Source organism: Pseudomonas sp. NPDC098740, assembly GCF_044760065.1.
GTDB lineage: Bacteria > Pseudomonadota > Gammaproteobacteria > Pseudomonadales > Pseudomonadaceae > Aquipseudomonas > Aquipseudomonas rossensis.
Map to the genome: position 1 here is coordinate 155,205 of NZ_JBIWAM010000001.1, position 18,707 is coordinate 173,911.

Below are 18,707 nucleotides of genomic sequence, written 5' to 3' on the forward strand. Positions count from 1 at the left end.
TTTCCGTGCCCGTTAGTTACCGCCATTCTTAATCTCCCCCGGCTTTATATTATTCGCGACTCGTCAGGCTCAACAAACTTAACTTTAATGTCGCGGCCCCTCCTATGCCTGACTGCAACCTATCACCAGTAGCTGCTTCAGGCCGGAGACCACTCTAGAAGCTTCGGATCAACGTACTTCACTGCTGCGTTGCTTTTCCATTAGGCTCTCCTTGGCTGGCGCTATGGTATCGAGACAAGCTTTAGTCAGCGTCTCATGTTCCATTATCATCACCTCGAGAGCTTTTCCAATGATTTGAAATTTTGCAGACGCTTCTTCATTCTCAGCTCTGTCGGCGATAGAAGACGCAGCTACGCAAAAAAAGAGGACTGAGTGAGTCGCGAGGTAATACGCAAAAGAAATTTTTTCTGCCAATTGTCCTTCAACGAATTCCTTTCTTTCCTCTTCGCTCAGTGGAAGTTTTTCAGCAAAAATACGATTGAATATATCATTACTGAAGCCATGTATAGAGTCCGAAGCAGGAGCAAAAAGGATATGGTAAAAATGTTCGAATCCAGCATCTCTAAATCGGCTGTACGCGTCCGGCCAACCTTTGATAGTTTTTGGGTCTAGGTCCCCGAACAGACCTTTTATGATGTCTAATGATTGCTCAAAATCACTTGAACGCTCGATAGATTCAGCATTATTACTTTCTTTTGCATAGCGATGCCATTTTTGGGCCCGAATCTTGGAAGTCTTAAAATAATTCAGCAGGATCGATTTCGGCCTGCTAGTTGTAGGGTCTTGGCTAAAAAGAATCAAATTTATTGAGTTTTCAAGAGATGACCTGGAAAGCGCTTCAGCCGCAGAGAAACTTCCAATTTTTAGACTTTGAAGGATTGCAATATTTAAATCGGCAATTATATCGGCTGTAGTGTAGCAGCAAACTTTCGACGCAAGCATAAAATCACCAGCTTCATCTAGACTAATGCTATGTAGCACCTCATCGATTTGATACTGCAGTTTTTCAAGTTCAGGCAAGTGACGCTTGTGTTCAAGGTGCGGTTTTGTGAATTGCTCTTTGCGATTGTAGTTCTCCACGGCCATTCCTTAGTCGTTTCTAGATATGGAGAGTCAATGCGTAAACGATACACCAGTTCAGTCCTCTAAGTCAGCTGGGGCGCCAATAACTCGTCGACCACATTATTCGACTGTTAACCCGGGCATTCGTCTCTAATAAACAATCTGCCTCATGCAATCACCTCCCACTGAAACCGCCTCATATTGGACGGCGGCTTTTGGCCGAAAGCGAACATTACTCATACTTCCCAAATCTGCGAAATCGAATCGGGTGGTGCCCAGTCCCCTAGCGTAGAATTTCCAAAACACGAGCCCACCCCCGAGACGGACCCTCAATGCATACCCCCGCCACCCAACACCCCCTCTGGAAAACCTACCTCCTTTTCCTGGCCCCCATGGTCCTCTCCAATTTCCTCCAATCCATGTCGGGCACCATCAACAGCATCTACATCGGCCAAATGCTCGGCACCCAAGCCCTGGCCGCCGTCTCTGGCATGTTCCCCATCGTCTTCTTCTTCATCGCCCTGGTCATCGGCCTCGGCGCGGGTGCCGGCGTGTTGATCGGCCAAGCCTGGGGCGCGCGTGAACCGCATCTGGTGAAAACCATCGCCGGAACAACTTTACTGTTAGGCGCAATGATCGGCCTGACAGCGGCAGTACTCGGCAGCGTTTTCGCAAGGCCAGCGTTGCAGGGTTTGGGGACGCCGGCAGACGTTCTTGATGACGCAGTGTCCTACGCCCACGTGATGATGTGGATCATGCCGTCCCTCCTGGTCTACGTACTCTTCACCCAACTCCTGCGCGGAGTGAGCGATACGGTGTCGCCGCTGATTGCGTTGGTGGTGTCGACGTGTATCGGGTTGGCGCTGACGCCGGCGTTGATTCGCGGTTGGTTTGGGCTGCCGATGATGGGGATTCAGAGTGCGGCGTATGCGGGGTTGGCGGGTAACTTGTCGGCGATGGGGTGGCTGGCGTGGCGGTTGATTCGCAAGGGGCATCCGTTGGCGCCGGATCGGGAGATGTTTGCGGCGATGCGGCTGGATCTGGTGATTCTCGGCAAGGTGTTGCGCATCGGGTTGCCGACCGGGTTGCAGATGGTGGTGTTGTCGGTGTCGGAGCTGGTGATTCTGGCGCTGGTGAATCAGCACGGTTCGCAGGCGACGGCGGCGTATGGCGCGGTGACGCAGATCGTCAATTATGTGCAGTTTCCGGCGCTGTCGATTGCGATCACGGCGTCGATCCTCGGTGCTCAGGCGATTGGGGCAGGGCGGCTTGAGCGCATGGGGCCGATTCTGCGCACGGGGCTGTTGATCAACGTGTGCCTGACCGGTGGGTTGGTGGTGTTGGGTTATCTGTTGTCGCACTGGTTGCTGGGGTTGTTCCTCACGGATGATTTCACCCGGGCGAAGGCGGAGCATTTGTTGCACATCATGCTGTGGAGTCTGTTGGTGTTCGGCTTCCAGGCGATTGTCGGCGGCATCATGCGCGCCAGCGGCTCGGTGCTGGTGCCGATGGCGATTTCAATTATTTGTGTGGTCGGGGTGCAGTTGCCGGTGGCGTATGTGCTGGACGGGCACTTCGGGTTGCAGGGTGTGTGGATGGCGTTTCCGGTGGCGTATCTGGGGATGCTGGTGTTGCAGACGGCGTATTACAAGATGGTCTGGCAGCATCAGAAGATCGAGCGGTTGGTGTAGGCGGGCGGACTTGCTGTCGGCCACCTTCAGACTGACAATTCAGAGTGACTGTGTGATGCGAACCGACAGGCGTGATCGCCTGAGGAGGTTTTCAAATGAGTCTCTCATCGCCCACCATCCTGCAGGACCGGGCAGCAGCCGGGCGACGGCTGGTGGAACCGCTGCTCAAATACGCTCATCGCCCCGATGTCATCGTCCTCGCCTTGCCCCGTGGCGGTGTGCCGGTGGCTTATGAAGTGGCCGCGGCACTGGACGTTCGTCTGGACCTGATGCTGGTGCGCAAGCTGGGTGTTCCGTCTCATCAAGAGTTCGCCATGGGCGCCATCGCCAGCGGCGGCATCCAAATCCTCAATGAACATGCGCTGCGGGTTCACCCGATTGACCCGGCCACGTTCGATGACGTGGTCGCACGGGAAACCCGGGAGCTGCTACGCCGCGAGAAGGTTTACCGGGGAACGCGCGCGCCTGTGCAACTCAAGGATCAGGTCGTGATCCTGATCGACGACGGCCTGGCGACAGGCGCCTCGATGATGGCGGCGATCCACGCGGTGCGTGCGCAAGCGCCGTCTCGCATCATCGTCGCCGTGCCGGTGGCGCCGATTGAGACGGCGGAGGCGCTGCGCAGCGAGGTGGATGAGCTGATATGCCCGATCATTCCTGACTGGATGATGTCGATCAGCCGTTGGTACATGGACTTTACCCAGACCTCGGATGCCGAGGTCATCAAGCTGTTGCAGCGGGCCTGGCTGCGAGAATCTGCTAGCGGCGCTTCAGCTCAGGGACGTTCCGAGGCGTGAGCGACACAATCCGTAGCAGCTGGCGAAGCCTGCGTTCGGCTGCGCAGCAGTCGTGAAATCAGACGATGCGGTGTTTCAGGAAGACCGCAAACTCAGGTTTTACGACTGCTGCGTCCGAACGCGGCCCGAACCGAACGCAGGCTTCGCCAGCTGCTACGGATTGTGTCGCTCCTTAACTGATCGGCATTAGGCGTTACTCCCGGGTTTACACACCAAATGGGAAGGTGTCGTCTTCCGGTTCCAGTTCCTGGCTTTTCGGCAGTGCCAGTGCCGTCACCGGTTGGGTCTGTTCAATCCAGACCATTGCATCAAATTGTTCGGCCAGCACCGCCTCGAAGTAATGACTGCTGCGCTCGCTGTCGGGTCGGTAAATCACCCCGATGGCCCGCTCCAACAAAGGTTTGGACAAGGCTCGAAGCAGATCTTTTCGCTGCGGATCTCGCCAATCGGTCAATGACGCCGGGACACCGGCCTTGAGGAACTGATGCTCCCAACTGTCTGGACGAGATGGCCGGATGTCCTTGATGTGCATCTCGCCATCCCAGTCATCGGCCGCTGCTACCTGACCCCGGTCGGTGCTCATGCCGATCAGAACGACATTGCGGCCATAAGCGTTGCGGCACAGCTGACCGATATTGAACTGGCCTTTCCAGCCCATTTCCGTGGCCGCCGCATTGCCGATATGGGAGTTGTGCGCCCACACCACTGCTTTGGCGTTTGGGCCTCGATGCTCGAGCAGGGCCTGTAATGTGTCGAACATGTGCCGGTCACGAAGGTTCCAGGAGGCGGTCGAACCTCGATAAATCGCTCGGTAGTATTGTTCCGTCGCCCGGACGACCCGCGCGTTTTGCGCAGCATTGAAGAACGCCTCGTCGTATTGGACAAGCCCGGCCAGTTGTTCGGCCAACATGGCATTGAGCTGGTCGACCACGTCATGCTCGCAGGGCATCAGGCCGTCGCGTTCGACAAAATGCCCGTACAACGCAGGATCATCCTGCCAGGGTGTCAAACAGCCATAACGACGCCTTGCTTCATAGGCTAGGTGCGGGTCGACCCGTTCCAGATAGCTCAGCACCTCATGAATGGAGTTACGCAAACTGTAAACGTCCAGACCGCGAAACTCGACGCGACATTCAGGGGCTTGCTGGTGGTTGTACTGATGGAGCCAATGGGCGAACGCTCTCACATCGGTGTTGCGCCACATCCAGGTTGGAAACCGGCTGAAGATATGACGTTTCCAGGCCGAGGGCGCTAACCCCCGGACATAACGGTCGACATGACCGGCGTCTGGCCAGTCGGCTTCAACCGCCACGATACTGAAGCCGTGCTGCTTGATCAGTCTTTGGGTGATCGCAGCCCGGGCTCGATAAAAGTCGCGAGTGCCGTGACTGGCTTCACCGATCATCACCACCCGCGCATCAGCGTAGCGGTCGAACATTTCACCAAGGGCTTCGGCGTCCTGTTCCGGCAGGGGCTCGGCGTATTGACGCAGGAGAGGGGCGATGGCGGCCTCGTCAATATGGCTATGTGAGCCATAAAGTGTGTCTGGCATGTCTTGGGGAGTTTTGTTCATGGACGTCATCCCCATGAGGGTGGATTGTCCAGCGTGCAGTGAGTCGGCTTTGATCGGCACGACTGACCTGTCTGTGTTTGTTTTGAGTCAGAAACAGGAAAAAAATTCTTCGCCAGTGACCAGTCGATTCGACGATCCGGTGGCCGCGTGAGCGTGTACTGCTTGACTCTGTCCCAAGGGACAGAGCCTAAGGTCGTCCTCGCCAAAATGGATGTTTATTCAAGCGAGGGGGGCAGTTGTATGAGTCAGTTATGTCTGGTCACAGGGGCCAATGGGCATTTGGGCAATACCTTGGTCAGAGCCTTGCTCGATCAGGGTTACCGAGTCCGCGCCGGGGTTCGTGATGTGAACGATTGGGCAGCGTTCGAGGGGCTGGATTGCGAAAGGGTGTATGCCGAACTGCTCGACGAAGCGGCCATGCTCGAGGCGTTGAACGGGGTGGACCTGTTGTTTCAGGTCGCGGCGGTGTTCAAGCATTGGGCGAGGCATCCGCACGCCGAGATTATCGAACCGAATGTGGAAGGAACACGTCGCGTTTTGCAGGCGGCGGCGAAGGCGGGGGTCAAGCGCGTGGTGTATGTCAGTTCCGTTGCGGCCATCGGTCAGAACGGGCAGGCGCTCGATGAAGAGCACTGGAATGACGAGGACGAGAATGCCTATTACGCGTCCAAAATCCTGTCGGAGCAAATGGCCTGGCGTACGGCTCAGGCCCTGAACCTTTGGATGGTCTCGGTGTTGCCCTCGGCGATGATCGGTCCCAACGCGGCCAAGCTGACTGACACCATGAAGTTTGTCGATTCGGTCTGGCGGCGGCAAATGCCTCTGGACCCAGGCTTTCATTTCAATTTTGTCGACGTGCGAGATGTCGCCCTGGGGATGATCCTCGCGGCAGAAAAAGGCCGGTCAGGGCAGCGCTACATTCTGGCGAATGAACGGTCCTCTTCACTGGCCCAGATCATTGATGCCGCGAACGTGGTTTCACCGGGCTATCGCCCACCACCGCCGGCACCCAAATGGCTGTTGGTCGCGGTGGCGTGCATACAGGAACGTTGGGCCGGGTTGACCGGTCGGCCAGCCCAACTGTTGCTCAGTCAGGTGAGGATGTTCCACGGCGTCAAGCAGGAATACGCCATCACCAAGGCCAGGACCGAATTGGGCTTCCGTCCGCGGGCGCCGGAAGTCGCTCTGCAATCGACTTTTATCTGTCTCGGCCAGCGCTCGACGCATCGCTATGAGGCGTTATCACTGCGCCCGGTTCAAAAAGGGAATTGATCTCGATTTTGAGTTCGCCGAGGTGATCAGCCAAGGCCAGCAAGTCGGCTATTTTCCCGAAGATGTGTTGGCGCTTGAGGTCGATCGCCTCGTTGGCCAGTTCCACGGGAAAGGCTTTCAATGTGTTCTTTGCAGCGATGAGAGGCACCATCTCGGCGAGCTTGAAACCGGCGATCTGCGCCCGGCGGATGAGGCGCACGAGCGTGAGGTGATGTGAGGTGTAGACGCGATATCGACCCTGGCGATCCGGTTCCGGGATCAACCCCATCTGTTCGTAAAGTCGAATGGCTTTCGGGGTGCAACCGGTGAGCCCGGCGAGTCTTCCAATGAACATCAGCAATCCTTCTCGCCATGCGAGTCGCTATCGAAAATCCGGGCGTCATCCTATCGCAGCCCGATTTGCTTGCAAGCCGTTGCTTGTGAAGAGCTGATACCTGAGCCCGCTGATCATCATTGCCAATAGCAACTCAAGAGGGATGCGCGATCTCTAGCCAATCTTCAAACCGGGTCGCTCCGACAATGGGGCTATCGCCTGGCGTGAGGGACTTGTCATTGATCGGGGCGCCGAAGTAAGGAACCGTGTCATCCGAAACGGCTTCGCGCGGGTCCTTGGTGTGTTTCAGGTACTCACTTACGAATTCGACAATGGGTCGGCGATCCGGCCCGGCCACTTCCACGGTCTGATTGTTCGGCGCTTTTTGAGCGATAGCCGTCAGTGCGGCCGCGACATCGACCGAGGCCACCGGTTGCAACGCGGCGGCCGTTAAATGGATGGTGTTGCCGTCCTCGCGACCCGAGTAAGCAATGGCACCAATGAACTCGAAGAACTGTGTGGCCCGCAGGATAGTGTAGGGAACACCCGATGCCTTGATGAGTTTTTCCTGGGCCATTTTGGCCCGGAAATAACCACTGTCGAGCATTCGTTCGGTGCCCACGACTGACAGGGCGACATGGTGTTTGGTGCCGGCTACCTTCTCGGCAGCAAACAGGTTATGCCCGGCGGTCTCAAAGAAATGCAACGCCGCGTGATCCTCGAATGAGGGGGAGTTGGCCACGTCGACCAACACGTCGGCGCCCTCGAGCGCGTCCGCCAGGCCTTCGCCGGTGATGACGTTGATGCCGGTACTCGGTGACGCAGATATGACTTCATGCCCCAGATCCTGGAGGTTCTTGCAGACTTTGCTGCCGATCAACCCGCTTCCTCCGATGATGACGAATTTCATGGCCGGTCTCCCGATGCGGTGAGTTGGGACAGTCATTAAACACCCGGGCAGCGGCCGTATCGGGCGGCCATTGGCGTGGGCCGACAGGTGGTCGGAAGTCTGAGTTGCAGGTGGAATTAACGGCGTTTGTTTGCTTTAGTCCACCTATCGCTCGCTCATGTGTGCGGCGCCGCAGCTCAAGACGGGACCCGACCGGAGAATCCCATGAAACATCGATTCCCGACCTGCGCCGTGCTGGTGGCCGCCCTTGCATTCGGCGCGTTGCCTTGCGCCCAGGCGGTCGAATACACGCAGGTCAATGAGACCGCCAGCACGATTTCCTTCACGTTTAAACAGTTCTCCTCGCGGGTATACGGCACGTTCCGCAAGTTCGAGGCCACGCTTGATTTCGACACGGCGAACCCGTCGGCAGGCCGGGCCGCGCTCACCATCCAGCTCGACAGCATCGACGCCGGAAGCAGCGACGCCAACAGCGAACTGCAAAAACCAGCCTGGTTCAACACGGCAACGTATCCAGTGGCGACGTTTGAATCGACCGGTGTGAAGGTACTGGGCGACAACCGTTACTCGATCACCGGCAAACTCACGCTCAGAGGAATCACGCGTGAAGTGGAGGTACCGGTCCTCTTGAAGACCGACAACGCCATCGGGATTTTCGATGGCCAGTTAACGCTCAAGCGCAGCGACTTCAAAGTCGGCGAAGGTGAATGGGCCGGTGGTGTTGTCTCTGACAAGATCAATATCCGGTTTCGGATGGTTGCGCCGCAGCAGTAACGTGCTGCGGCGCACGCTGCCCCGGCACGTTATGATAGGCACGCCTGCGAACACACTCTTCACGTCCGTCCCAGAGTCAGAGCCACGAATGCCCCAGATCATCCATTTCAAAACCCCGTGCCCCGAGCACATCAATAGCCAGATCCTGCAAATGGTGGTCGATTACCTGACCGACATCAGCATGGTCGCTATCGCGCCGAGCAACCTGTTGTACAACGTGTATCAGTACGCGATCGGCTACGAGGTTCACCTCTATCTGGAGGCATTGAACGGAGCGAAAGGGATTGCCGTGGAGTTGCTCGTCGCGACCGACGAAGACGACCCCGAGAAGGTCATCGGTTTTTTGCTTTACCTACCGGTCAAGGACGATCCCGATGCATGCGGTGTTGCGTATATGGCGGTGAATGCCAGCCATCGACGCCAAGGTATTGCCCGGCGGATGCTGCAGGAAATGGTCGGCCGCTACCCGCATGCCGAGCTGACGTGCGCCGTGGCCAAGGTTCCGTATTTTGAGGCAATGGGGTTTCGGGTGGTGGGAGTGCGCGCTACTCAAGTACTGATGAACACCCGCGATCACGGCAGTGATGGCTTGATGGCCGTGCTGGACGTGGCATCGATCTACAGCTCGCTGGAGGTGCGGCAGATTCATACGTATTTGCTGCAAAAACACGGCAAGCGAGCGATGCTCGATGCGGAAAAACAGCGTGACCGGCATCTGGACCAGATGACGCGCAAGGCGAATGAGTTTGTTCGGGAGCGGCTGGAGGAACTTGGTTAACTGTGGGAGCGAGCTTGCTCGCGATGGCGGCGGATCAGTCGATATTGATGTTGAATGATCAACCGCCATCGCGAGCAAGCTCGCTCCCACATTGGACTTGTGTTGGTTGTTGGATCGAATCCGATCAGACGCGCAAAGCCCGGCCAAATGCCGGGCTTTTTCTTGGTGCGCCAGGCATGGCGCGTTGCGCGCAAGCGCAACCAGTTTGGCTGTGGTGGCCACGCTGGTGACTTGGAGGTGCAAGTCCTCTACACACCCGGCAAGGGGAAGTGTTAGCCGAAGGCAAGGGTGTCGCGGGTGACTGCGAATCTGAAGGAAGCCCCAGGCAAATTGCTGGCCTGACGAACAGGAAGCGGATTAGGCGGCGCAGCGGGGTAAGAAGGCCAATATCTTCAAAGCCCGATACTTGCACGGAACGCTGTGACGTAAATCCGACAGGCATAAGCAGGAAGGTCGTGCGAATTACCCTGGGAGATCTGCACGTTTGCCACTGTGCTACCGAACGTCGAGAGGCGACGGGATGAGCGTGCAGAAGTCAGCCGAGGCCGTAGTAAGTGACGAATAACCGCGTTGCCAAGGGCCGAACAGGTTATGCCGCCAGTAGGCGTCAGAGTCTCGTCGAATGTCGAAAAAGCAGAAATCTCTCAACATGAGGGCTGTAACCCCAAGTCCCGGACGGAATCCGGGGTTTGCGGCTGGCAGTGCTCAGACATCGGCGGCGTCTGTGACGTGGACGAAAGCGGAGCCGGACACGCTGATGGCGCGGGTGCTTGCACCCGCCAACCTCAAGCGTGCGTATCAACGCGTAGTCAGCAACAAGGGCGCGCCGGGTGCCGATGGCATGACGGTCGACCAATTGGCGGGCTACGTGAAACAGTATTGGCCGATCCTCAAGACTCGGTTGCTGGCCGGCGAGTATCACCCGCAAGGTGTACGCGCCGTCGACATTCCCAAACCCAAAGGCGGGACACGGCAGCTGGGTATCCCCTGCGTCGTGGATCGTCTGATCCAGCAGGCTTTGCTGCAACAGCTCACGCCGATCTTCGACCCTCTGTTCTCGGACTACAGCTATGGCTTTCGTCCGGGCAGAAGCGCTCATCAAGCCATCGAAACCGCCCGCGCCCATGTGGCGGCAGGGCACCGCTGGTGTGTGGAACTTGATCTTGAGAAGTTCTTTGATCGGGTCAACCACGATGTATTGATGGCCTATGTGCAGCGTCAGGTTGAAGACAAGCAGGTACTCAGACTCATCCGTCGCTATCTCGAGGCCGGGGTGATGTCGGGCGGGATCGCCAGCCGACGGCAGGAGGGGACGCCGCAAGGCGGCCCGCTGTCGCCGTTGCTGTCGAATATCCTGCTCAACGAACTCGACCGCGAATTGGAGCGGCGGGGCCACCGTTTCGTACGCTATGCCGACGATGCGAACATTTATGTGTGTAGTCATCGTGCTGGCGAACGAGTGTTGGCCGGGGTTGAGCGCTTCCTGAGCCAGCGTCTGAAACTGACGTTGAACCAGGAAAAGAGTCGCGTGGCACGACCTTGGGTCTGTGACTACCTGGGCTATGGGATGAGCTGGCATAAACAGCCGAAGCTGAAAGTAGCGACAACGAGCTTGGGTCGCCTGCGTGACCGGTTGAAAGACCTGCTGCGCGGAGCGCGGGGTTGCAAGATGGCAAACGTCATCGAGCGGATAAATCCCGTCCTGCGCGGCTGGGCTGCTTACTTCAAGCTAGGTCAGAGCAAGCGGCCACTGGAGGAGCTGGACGGTTGGGTGAGGCATAAACTTCGCTGCGCCATCTGGCGCCAATGGAAGCTACCTTTTACGAGGATACGCAACTTGAGGCGTTTGGGGCTCAACGAGGCGCGCGCCTGTAAATCAGCGTTCAACGGTCGAGGCCCATGGTGGAACTCGGGAGCGCCACATATGAATCAGGCGCTACCAAAGAAGCTGTGGGACCGGCTCGGGCTGGTCTCGATACTGGATACGATAAACCGGCTTAGCCGTATAACCTGAACCGCCGTATACGGAACCGTACGTACGGTGGCGTGAGAGGACGGCGGCTGCAAAGCCGCCTCCTACTCGATTCTGGAATTCGTGCAGATAAAAAAGAGCCTCAAAGCTCTTTGATGGGGAGGAAGTAGAGCCCTCGAGGCTCAAGATGCGCATGAAACAAGTGGTGAGCTTGGTAGGGGTTCATTTCACTCACCACTTACGCAACGGCTTGAGCAAACAAGCGGCTGCGTAGAATCATCGTAGAAAGTTGGGGGTTGGCGCTCAAGTACCGCTAGTCGAATCCATCTGTCCGGCGTCAGTTTTTGCGATTTTTCCAGCGTCGCCACGGGCACTTCTTTCGACCATTGCGATGATGGTTTCGTACAGTTCGTCCTGTGCCTGCACGGCGCTGATTTCTCCATTCGCGGCGGCGTGTGACAAGGCTTCCGCCGCACCGAGCATCGCCCGCAATCCCGCTGGCTTGATCTCACCAGAGCCAGCGAAAGGGGCGAGGGCGGTTCGGCACTTGTTCAGGAAAATCGCTTCGTACTCACGCTTGATCTTCTCCAGTTCCGGGGAGCTGGCCAGTGCCGCGATGACGCCGGGGATTTCGTTGCCCTGAAGCAGCACGCAGTCGACGTATGACGAGGCGATCACCTTGGCGGTGCCGGGTAAAGTCGGTTCGCTGTCCTGAAGCGCAGCATCCATCAGCGCAGTCTGTCGGGCGTCGAAGTCCTGGTAGAGCGCCGCCAGCAACCCGGGGCGCGTCGTGAAGTGATCGTACACCACCGGTTTGGTGATCCCGGCTTGCTCGGCGAGGCGCCCCAATGTCAGCGCGTCTGTGCCTTCTTCCCGAACGAGTTGCCAGGCGACGTCCAGCAACTGGCGTTGGCGGTCCTCCCGGGACATTCGTCGTCGCGGTTGCGGCGTGGAATCTTGCGCGTCTGTTTCGGTGGTTGACATGGCTATGTACCAAAAGTAACTTACTGATCTTAACTTACCAAGAGTATATAAGGTCCGCCTTATACTCTCAATCAGGAGTTTCCAGCATGCACGCGCTTATCGTTGTGGCTCATCACGATCCTCGTTCGCTTACCCATAGCCTGGTTGCGCAAGTCGCTCAGGGCATCGCCCTGGACGATCCCGGTCATACCTTTGAAATCGCTGACCTCTCGGCCGAAGGGTTCGATCCGAGGTTCAGCGTCGCTGATCTGGCGGTGCATCACCGGGAAGCGCCGCCCCCTGCTGATGTGGTTACCGAGCAAGCGCGGGTAGACCGCGCCGATGCGGTGGTGCTGGTTTATCCGGTCTACTGGTGGTCGATGCCGGCACTGCTCAAGGGCTGGATTGATCGGGTGTTCGCCAACGGCTGGGCGTTCGATTTCACTGCCGATGCCAAGCTCGAGAAGAAGCTCGGCCATCTGCGGGTTCACCTGATCGGTGTGGGCGGTGCCGACGCTGCCACCTACGCCCGGCACGGTTATGCCGAAGCCATGAAGACGCAGATTGACCATGGGATTTTTGATTATTGCGGTGCACGGGTGGTGACGTCCGAGCTGCTGCTTGAATCGGAAATTCAGGATCCGACGGTGCACCTGGACGCCGCGAAAAGCCTCGGTCGCGAGCTCTTTGCGGCATCCAGACACCTCAATTTTGTCAGCCCTGCTCTCCCGGCCAACCCGCCCGACGCATGGCGTTGAGCAGCGTCCCGGCGTCCAGTCCCGGCACCGCATGGCCATTGCCTTCGGCGGTGTCGGAGGCGAGCAAAGCATTGATGATCGCTTCTTCTACGGCTTCGGTGGCGGCCAGGAACAACTCGCTGATGTGGTCGTTGTTGACCATGCTCAGGTTGTCGGTGGTCGGCGCACGTTTGCTCTCGTAAGCGGCGGGCGGCACGTGCTGATTACCGGTGGCGAAGGCGATGAAGATGTCACCGCTGTGATCTTCATTACCGCCGCCGGTGCGGGCAAGACCGAGGCTGGCGCGCTGCGCGAGGCGAGTGCACTGGTGCGGCAGCAACGGTGCATCGGTGGCCAGGCAGACGACGATCGAGCCCATGCCCGGATGCGGCAAGGACGCTTTGAGGAACGGCGAGTCGGCCTTTTCCATATATCGCCCGACCGGGTAGCCATCGACGCGCAATTCGTTGCGGATGCCATGGTTGGCCTGGACGATGGCGCCGACGGTCCAGCCGCCCTGAGCACTGTTCAGACGTCGCGAAGCGGTGCCGATCCCACCCTTGAATTCGTGGCAGATCATGCCGCTGCCGCCGCCGACGGCACCTTCAATGACTGGGCCACCCACCGCCGTGCGCAGGGCTTCGGCCACATGTTCAGGCTTCACGTGGAAACCGTTGATGTCGTTGAGCAGACCGTCGAAGGTCTCCAGCACCACCGGCATGTTCCAGTAGAGTCGCCCGTCATCGGGCTGGTTCTGGCGATCCAGTGTCACCAGCGCATCGCGCACCACACCCAGGCTGTGGGTGTTGGTGAAGGCGATCGGGCTGGTCAAAAGGCCTGCTTCGCGAATCCACTCAAGACCCGTGGCATCACCGTTGCCGTTGAGCACATGGACGCCGGCAAAGCACGGTTGCAGGCTGGTAGAACCGGCACGCGGCTCGATCACGGTGACGCCGGTCAGGATGTCGCGGCCGTGGGCAGTGCGTCCTCGCACATTGCTGTGGCCGACCCGTACGCCGGGCACATCGGTGATGGCGTTGAGGGGGCCGGGTTGCAGTTGGCCGAACTGGATGTTCAGGTCGCGGGCACGTGGTTTCATTGTTTCTCTCATCTTCAATTTATTCAAAAAAGTTATTGGCTAACGCAATCCCCGTAGCAGCTGTCGAGCTTGCGAGGCTGCGTTCGGCTGCGAAGCAGTCGTGAATCCGGTTAACGCGATTCCCCTGAAGCACCGCGTAATTAGACTTTGCGACTGCTGCGCAGCCGAACGCAGCCTCGCAAGCTCGACAGCTGCTACAGATCCCATCGGGTTTATTGACCGTTTTTCACTTTGCTCCAGATCCGCGTCCGCACGCGCTCGGTGGCGGGCGGCAGAGGCTGAAGGGTGAATAACGTGGCCATGGCTTCGGCCGACGGATACACGGCAGGATTGTTGCGGGTGGCTTCGGCCACCAGTGGCGTCGCGCTGCGGTTGCCGTTGGGGTAGGAGAGGTGATCGCTGACCGGCGCGATGACGTCGGGGCGCATCAGGTAGTCGATGAACGCCAGCCCCTGTTCCGGATGCGGTGCGTCCTTGAGCAACACCAGGGTGTCGAACCACACCGGCGCGCCTTCTTTCGGCAGGCTGTAGGCGATCTTCACGCCGTTGTTCGCCTGCTCGGCATTGGTCTTGGCTTCCAGCATCGCGCCGGACCAACCCACCGCCACGCAAATGTTGCCGTTGGCCAGGTCGCTGATGAACTTGGACGAGTTGAAGTAGGCGATGTGCGGACGCAGCTTGAGCAGCAGTGCCTCGGCCTTCTTGTAGTCCTCGGGGTTGGTGCTGTTGGGAGGCAGGCCGAGGTAGTGCAGGGCGACGGGCAACATCTCGGCCGGCGAGTCGAGCATGGCCACGCCACACTGGCCGAGCTTGGCCAGGTTTTCTTCGTTGAACACCAGGTCCCAGGAATCCACCGGCGCCTTGTCGCCCAGCGCAGCGCGGACCTTGTCGATGTTGTAGCCGATGCCATTGGTGCCCCACAGATACGGCACGGCGTACTGGTTGCCCGGATCGTTGTTGGCCAGTTTCGCCAACAAATCGGCATCCATGTTTTTGAAGTCAGGCATCTGAGCGTGGGGCAGAGGTGCAAGGGCACCGGCCTTGATCAGGGTCGGCAAGCTGAAGTTGCTGGCCACCACCACGTCGTATCCGCTGCGGCTGGTGAGTAGTTTGCCTTCCAGCACTTCCAAGATTGAAATGCGAGCGGTGACGACTGATGATGCGGCACTCCTGGCCTGCTGCAGGCCGGTGATGATCAGGTGCTTGCAGCGTATCGGCAGGGAGTGGACTCACCCATTCCCATCATGGGTTACTCGAAAGGGGTAGGGCGTGGACGCGTTGTTGAAAGAGTTACCGGTGCACCAAGGGCTGGCGCGGGTATTTGGTGCCTTGGGGCAGGACGGGTTCTGGCGAGCGCTGGTCGACACGCTGCGGTTGCTGGTGCCGATGGACAACGCGTTGGTCGCGGTGATGCGGGCCGGGCGGGTGCCGCGCCTGCTTGATGCCGCTTCAAGGACCGGCCGCCGAAGCGGTGGCCGGGGATCTGGCGACCCTGCTGGATCGCTTCGACGCGCGTCTGTCAGTGCGGGAAATCGAAACGGCGCGCCTGATTCTTCAGGGCTTCTCAAGCAAGGCCATCGCCCAGCAGATGGGCATTTCCCCGGAGACGGTGAAGGTGCACCGGCGCAATCTCTATCACAAGCTCAATGTGAATGGGCATGGTGAGCTGTTCGCGTTGGTGTTGCAGCCGCGCTGAGATCAACATCAAAAGATCGCAGGCTTCGCCAGCTCCTACGTTGGGATGGCGTACACCCTGTAGGAGCTGGCGAAGCCTGCGATCTTTTGATCTTCAGCTAACCCAGCCTGAACACCAGCGCCTTCAACCCGCATTCAACATCGGCGTCCGGAAATTCCGGCGGATTGTCCAGCCGTTGCTCGAACCGCAGGCTCGGTGCTTCGCGGGTGACGCCGTCGATGAGGAAGTCCGCACCGAACGCCGGATCGTTCATGCACGCCAGAACCGTGCCTTCGGGGCTGAGCAATTCCGGCAGTCGACGCAGCACGCGCTGGTAGTCCTTGGTCAGCAGAAAACTGCCTTTCTGAAAGGACGGTGGGTCGATGATCACCAGGTCGTAGGGGCCCTTGCCGATCACCTTGCCCCAGGATTTGAACAGGTCATGACCGAGGAACGTCACCTTGCTCAGGTCGTGGCCGTTGAGCCGGTGATTGTCGCGACCACGGCTCAGGGCCGGGCTGGACATGTCCAGATTGACCACGTGCGTCGCACCCCCTTCGATGGCCGCTACCGAGAATCCGCAGGTGTAGGCGAACAGATTCAGCACGCGCTTGCCTTGGGCATTGGCCCGCACCCAGTCGCGGCCGTAACGCATGTCGAGGAACAGGCCCGTGTTCTGTTTGCGGCCCAGGTCCACCCGGTAATGCAGGCCGCCCTCGGTGATCGTCATCTCGTCGATCGCGTCCCCCAACAGCCACTCGGTGGTGCTTTGCAGCAGGTAGCGATGTTGCAGCAAGAGTGTATGCGCGCCGGATTGCGTCCACGCAGGCGATTGCGTGACGTCCATCAGCCTCTGTTTCAACGCTTCCAGCTGCGACGCTTCGGGTTCCTTGAACAGCGACACCAGCACCACGCCCTGCAACCAGTCGACCGTCAATTGCTCCAGCCCCGGCCAGCACCGGCCCCGGCCGTGGAACAGTCGGCGGGTTTCTGCGGGGGCAGTTGCCAGGGCCGTCAGTAAATGGTCGTGGAGGGTGGAGAGGGCATCTGAGTTCATCGGGCAACGTCGGCAATTTGGAGGGGCGGCATTTTAAACACAATTGCGGCGCGAGGACCGTTGCAAGGCGCCGAGAGTTATCACGTTTAATTTAACTTTACGTGAGGATTTGGCGATCTGTCGGCTCGCATACTCGGCTCCAACGATCAACCGCCGGGAGCCCATCATGTCGCAGTTACCTGCTTCACCCACGGTCAGCAGCCATCCCCGCTGGCTACGGCTGACCCATTGGCTGAACGCCTTGGCGGTGCTGGTCATGGTCACCAGCGGTTGGCGAATCTATAACGCGTCTCCGCTTTATGACTTCAGTTTTCCCAAGGCAATCACGTTGGGTGGCTGGCTCGGAGGCGCGTTGCAATGGCATTTCGCTGCGATGTGGCTTCTGGCCGTCAACGGTCTTGTCTACCTGATCATCAACCTCGTCAGTGGTCGTCTGAAACGGCGCTTTTTCCCGGTCTCACCCAAAGGGGTTTTGCATGACCTGTGGGCGGCATTGCGGGGCCGATTGGGGCATGCCGATCTGAGTCATTACAACCAGGTGCAACGGGTGGCGTACCTGTTCGTGATGGTCGACATCACGCTGCTGGTGATTTCCGGGCTGGTGTTGTGGCAGTCCGTCCAGTTTCCTCTGTTGCGTGAACTGCTGGGCGGTTACGAAGGCGCACGGCACGTGCACTTCATCGCGATGTCGCTGTTGGTGGCCTTTGTCGCGGTTCATCTGGTGATGGTCGCGCTGGTTCCCAAAACGTTGTGGGCCATGATTGTCGGTCGCAAGGAGGTCGTATGAAAAAGCGCATTCAAGGCTCAGGGCTGGACGAGTCGTCCATCCTGACAGACGCCAGAAAGATCCTTGCACCACAGATCGAGGACCGCTCACGACGCTCGTTCCTGATGCGCAGCCTGACCTTGGGCGGCGTGGCCATGTTGTCCGGCTGCAACCTCACCGACAACGAAAGCGTCGAAACCGCGTTGTCCTCCATGTCCCGGTTCAACGATCGGGTGCAGGGCTGGTTGTTCAACCCCAATACCCTGGCGCCGACCTATCCCGAGTCAATGATTACCCGGCCGTTTCCGTTCAATGCCTTTTACGGCATTGACGAGGCACCCGTCGTCGAGGAAACCGATTATCGACTGGAAGTGACCGGCATGGTCGCCGACAAGCGCAGCTGGCGCCTGGAAGAACTGCGCGCCATGGCGCAGACCGAACAGATTACCCGACACATCTGCGTCGAAGGCTGGAGCGCGATCGGCCGCTGGGGCGGCGTGCGGTTCAGCGACTTCCTGAAGCGGGTCGGTGCCGACACGGATGCCAAATATGTCGGCTTCAAATGCGCCGACGATTACTACACCAGCATCGACATGGCCACCGCGCTGCACTCGCAGACCCTGCTGACGCTGACCTATGACGGCGCGGTGCTGCCTCGCCAGTACGGTTTCCCGATGAAGCTGCGCATGCCCACCAAGCTGGGCTACAAGAATCCCAAACACATTCAGGCGATTTTCGTCACCAATACCTATCCGGGTGGCTACTGGGAAGACCAGGGCTACAACTGGTTCGGTGGCAGCTGATGGCGCCTGGCTACTTCACTGCGCAGCGCCCGCTGCGCTCATTTGCAACCTGAGCTTCAAGGAGTTTCATCATGAAAAAGTTAGCCACCACCGTACTGTCCATGTGCCTGGCGTTTGGTGCTGCCAGCGTGTTTGCCGCCGATGCAACAACCAATAACGGCATGAGCAACGACAGCATGAACAAGGATTCAATGTCTAAAGACGCCATGCACAAAGACACGATGAAAAAGGACACCATGTCCAAGGATTCCATGAGCAAGGACGCGATGAAGAAAGACACCATGTCCAAGGACGGAATGAAAAAGGACGCGATGTCCAAGGACGCCATGAAAAAAGACGCTCCGTCGTACTGATCCCAACACCCTTCTTCGAGGCCAGACCCTGGTTTTTCGGCGCCCATACAGTGCTGTATGGACGCCCGATTTATCGCCCGGTTGTATCAAAAATGAATTTCCGCGAAGTCCG

The 18,707-nt window shown here is 58.5% G+C and carries 16 protein-coding genes and 3 pseudogenes; 11 read left to right on the forward strand and 8 right to left on the reverse strand.

The window, feature by feature from the left end; genetic code table 11:
- Positions 1 to 168: 168 nt before the first annotated feature.
- Entirely contained in the window at positions 169 to 1,080 is a 912-nt protein-coding gene (locus ACIQU2_RS00755) for a DUF5677 domain-containing protein (protein WP_403137728.1), read from the reverse strand.
- 314 nt (positions 1,081 to 1,394) lie between these two features.
- On the opposite strand from ACIQU2_RS00755, the gene ACIQU2_RS00760 reads away from it, so the two are divergent.
- On the forward strand, positions 1,395 to 2,753 hold the full coding sequence (locus ACIQU2_RS00760) for an MATE family efflux transporter (protein ID WP_403137731.1): 1,359 nt from the start codon (positions 1,395 to 1,397) through the stop codon (positions 2,751 to 2,753).
- A gap of 95 nt (positions 2,754 to 2,848) precedes the next feature.
- Complete coding sequence (locus ACIQU2_RS00765) at positions 2,849 to 3,550, forward strand: phosphoribosyltransferase (protein WP_403137734.1); 702 nt, start codon at positions 2,849 to 2,851, stop codon at positions 3,548 to 3,550.
- Between the two features lie 205 nt (positions 3,551 to 3,755).
- Here the strand turns inward: ACIQU2_RS00765 and ACIQU2_RS00770 are convergent, their stop codons facing one another.
- Entirely contained in the window at positions 3,756 to 5,123 is a 1,368-nt protein-coding gene (locus ACIQU2_RS00770) for an erythromycin esterase family protein (protein WP_403137735.1), read from the reverse strand.
- A gap of 240 nt (positions 5,124 to 5,363) precedes the next feature.
- Between ACIQU2_RS00770 and ACIQU2_RS00775 the strand changes: the two genes are divergently transcribed.
- Entirely contained in the window at positions 5,364 to 6,395 is a 1,032-nt protein-coding gene (locus ACIQU2_RS00775; RefSeq protein ID WP_403137736.1) for an NAD-dependent epimerase/dehydratase family protein, read from the forward strand.
- Here the strand turns inward: ACIQU2_RS00775 and ACIQU2_RS00780 are convergent.
- Both ACIQU2_RS00780 and ACIQU2_RS00785 read right to left on the reverse strand, forming a co-directional pair.
- On the reverse strand, positions 6,322 to 6,729 hold the full coding sequence (locus ACIQU2_RS00780) for a MerR family transcriptional regulator (protein ID WP_403138288.1): 408 nt from the start codon (positions 6,727 to 6,729) through the stop codon (positions 6,322 to 6,324). The two genes, ACIQU2_RS00775 and ACIQU2_RS00780, sit on opposite strands and share 74 nt — an antisense overlap.
- A 133-nt stretch (positions 6,730 to 6,862) precedes the next feature.
- Positions 6,863 to 7,618, reverse strand: a complete 756-nt coding sequence (locus tag ACIQU2_RS00785) for an SDR family oxidoreductase (RefSeq protein ID WP_403137739.1) — start codon at positions 7,616 to 7,618, stop codon at positions 6,863 to 6,865.
- A 204-nt stretch (positions 7,619 to 7,822) separates the two neighbouring features.
- On the opposite strand from ACIQU2_RS00785, the gene ACIQU2_RS00790 reads away from it, so the two are divergent.
- From ACIQU2_RS00790 to ltrA, 3 genes and pseudogenes are all read left to right on the forward strand, one after another.
- Positions 7,823 to 8,392, forward strand: coding sequence for a YceI family protein (locus ACIQU2_RS00790; RefSeq protein WP_403137741.1), 570 nt, complete (start codon positions 7,823 to 7,825; stop codon positions 8,390 to 8,392).
- 88 nt (positions 8,393 to 8,480) lie between these two features.
- Positions 8,481 to 9,170 carry a GNAT family N-acetyltransferase gene (locus ACIQU2_RS00795; protein ID WP_403137742.1) on the forward strand — a complete coding sequence of 230 codons (690 nt, stop codon included), beginning with the start codon at positions 8,481 to 8,483 and terminating at the stop codon, positions 9,168 to 9,170.
- 591 nt (positions 9,171 to 9,761) lie between these two features.
- Positions 9,762 to 11,184 (forward strand): annotated as a pseudogene (gene ltrA / locus ACIQU2_RS00800) (group II intron reverse transcriptase/maturase).
- A 261-nt stretch (positions 11,185 to 11,445) separates the two neighbouring features.
- Here ltrA and ACIQU2_RS00805 read toward each other — a convergent pair.
- Positions 11,446 to 12,126: a TetR/AcrR family transcriptional regulator gene (locus ACIQU2_RS00805; RefSeq protein WP_403137744.1), complete on the reverse strand. Its 681-nt coding sequence runs from the start codon at positions 12,124 to 12,126 to the stop codon at positions 11,446 to 11,448.
- Positions 12,127 to 12,212: 86 nt separating this feature from the next.
- Between ACIQU2_RS00805 and ACIQU2_RS00810 the strand changes: the two genes are divergently transcribed.
- On the forward strand, positions 12,213 to 12,863 hold the full coding sequence (locus ACIQU2_RS00810) for an NAD(P)H-dependent oxidoreductase (RefSeq protein WP_403137746.1): 651 nt from the start codon (positions 12,213 to 12,215) through the stop codon (positions 12,861 to 12,863).
- On the opposite strand, the gene ACIQU2_RS00815 is transcribed toward ACIQU2_RS00810, so the two are convergent.
- Together ACIQU2_RS00815 and ACIQU2_RS00820 are read right to left on the reverse strand one after the other, a co-directional pair.
- Positions 12,820 to 13,941, reverse strand: coding sequence for a P1 family peptidase (locus ACIQU2_RS00815; protein WP_403137749.1), 1,122 nt, complete (start codon positions 13,939 to 13,941; stop codon positions 12,820 to 12,822). The genes ACIQU2_RS00810 and ACIQU2_RS00815 overlap by 44 nt on opposite strands.
- A 212-nt stretch (positions 13,942 to 14,153) precedes the next feature.
- A pseudogene (locus ACIQU2_RS00820) lies at positions 14,154 to 15,068 on the reverse strand (extracellular solute-binding protein); the annotation flags it as partial.
- A gap of 142 nt (positions 15,069 to 15,210) precedes the next feature.
- Here ACIQU2_RS00820 and ACIQU2_RS00825 point away from each other — a divergent pair.
- Positions 15,211 to 15,637, forward strand: a pseudogene (locus ACIQU2_RS00825) (LuxR C-terminal-related transcriptional regulator).
- 97 nt (positions 15,638 to 15,734) lie between these two features.
- Here the strand turns inward: ACIQU2_RS00825 and ACIQU2_RS00830 are convergent.
- Complete coding sequence (locus ACIQU2_RS00830; protein WP_403137751.1) at positions 15,735 to 16,673, reverse strand: class I SAM-dependent methyltransferase; 939 nt, start codon at positions 16,671 to 16,673, stop codon at positions 15,735 to 15,737.
- Positions 16,674 to 16,839: 166 nt separating this feature from the next.
- Between ACIQU2_RS00830 and ACIQU2_RS00835 the strand changes: the two genes are divergently transcribed.
- The 3 genes from ACIQU2_RS00835 to ACIQU2_RS00845 all read left to right on the forward strand — a co-directional run bounded on the left by ACIQU2_RS00835 (position 16,840) and on the right by ACIQU2_RS00845 (position 18,595).
- Positions 16,840 to 17,460 carry a cytochrome b/b6 domain-containing protein gene (locus ACIQU2_RS00835; RefSeq protein WP_403137752.1) on the forward strand — a complete coding sequence of 207 codons (621 nt, stop codon included), beginning with the start codon at positions 16,840 to 16,842 and terminating at the stop codon, positions 17,458 to 17,460.
- The gene (locus tag ACIQU2_RS00840; protein WP_403137754.1) at positions 17,457 to 18,242 is read left to right on the forward strand and encodes a molybdopterin-dependent oxidoreductase; all 786 of its coding nucleotides are present in this window, start codon (positions 17,457 to 17,459) and stop codon (positions 18,240 to 18,242) included. Before ACIQU2_RS00835 ends, ACIQU2_RS00840 begins: the two co-directional genes overlap by 4 nt.
- Before the next feature lie 71 nt (positions 18,243 to 18,313).
- Positions 18,314 to 18,595 (forward strand): pentapeptide MXKDX repeat protein, encoded by a 282-nt coding sequence (locus tag ACIQU2_RS00845; protein ID WP_403137755.1) that lies wholly within the window; start codon positions 18,314 to 18,316, stop codon positions 18,593 to 18,595.
- The last annotated feature ends 112 nt before the right edge of the window (positions 18,596 to 18,707 follow it).

Excerpts from the sequence above, each read along its gene's own strand:
- ACIQU2_RS00790 (WP_403137741.1), top strand. The coding sequence starts at position 7,823 with ATGAAACATCGATTCCCGACCTGCGCCGTGCTGGTGGCCGCCCTTGCA.
- ACIQU2_RS00840 (WP_403137754.1), top strand. The coding sequence starts at position 17,457 with ATGAAAAAGCGCATTCAAGGCTCAGGGCTGGACGAGTCGTCCATCCTG.
- ACIQU2_RS00815 (WP_403137749.1), bottom strand. The coding sequence starts at position 13,941 with ATGAAACCACGTGCCCGCGACCTGAACATCCAGTTCGGCCAACTGCAA.
- ACIQU2_RS00810 (WP_403137746.1), top strand. The coding sequence starts at position 12,213 with ATGCACGCGCTTATCGTTGTGGCTCATCACGATCCTCGTTCGCTTACC.
- ACIQU2_RS00795 (WP_403137742.1), top strand. The coding sequence starts at position 8,481 with ATGCCCCAGATCATCCATTTCAAAACCCCGTGCCCCGAGCACATCAAT.
- ACIQU2_RS00760 (WP_403137731.1), top strand. The coding sequence starts at position 1,395 with ATGCATACCCCCGCCACCCAACACCCCCTCTGGAAAACCTACCTCCTT.
- ACIQU2_RS00775 (WP_403137736.1), top strand. The coding sequence starts at position 5,364 with ATGAGTCAGTTATGTCTGGTCACAGGGGCCAATGGGCATTTGGGCAAT.
- ACIQU2_RS00770 (WP_403137735.1), bottom strand. The coding sequence starts at position 5,123 with ATGAACAAAACTCCCCAAGACATGCCAGACACACTTTATGGCTCACAT.
- ACIQU2_RS00765 (WP_403137734.1), top strand. The coding sequence starts at position 2,849 with ATGAGTCTCTCATCGCCCACCATCCTGCAGGACCGGGCAGCAGCCGGG.
- ACIQU2_RS00845 (WP_403137755.1), top strand. The coding sequence starts at position 18,314 with ATGAAAAAGTTAGCCACCACCGTACTGTCCATGTGCCTGGCGTTTGGT.
- ACIQU2_RS00835 (WP_403137752.1), top strand. The coding sequence starts at position 16,840 with ATGTCGCAGTTACCTGCTTCACCCACGGTCAGCAGCCATCCCCGCTGG.
- ACIQU2_RS00780 (WP_403138288.1), bottom strand. The coding sequence starts at position 6,729 with ATGTTCATTGGAAGACTCGCCGGGCTCACCGGTTGCACCCCGAAAGCC.
- ACIQU2_RS00830 (WP_403137751.1), bottom strand. The coding sequence starts at position 16,673 with ATGAACTCAGATGCCCTCTCCACCCTCCACGACCATTTACTGACGGCC.
- ACIQU2_RS00785 (WP_403137739.1), bottom strand. The coding sequence starts at position 7,618 with ATGAAATTCGTCATCATCGGAGGAAGCGGGTTGATCGGCAGCAAAGTC.
- ACIQU2_RS00805 (WP_403137744.1), bottom strand. The coding sequence starts at position 12,126 with ATGTCAACCACCGAAACAGACGCGCAAGATTCCACGCCGCAACCGCGA.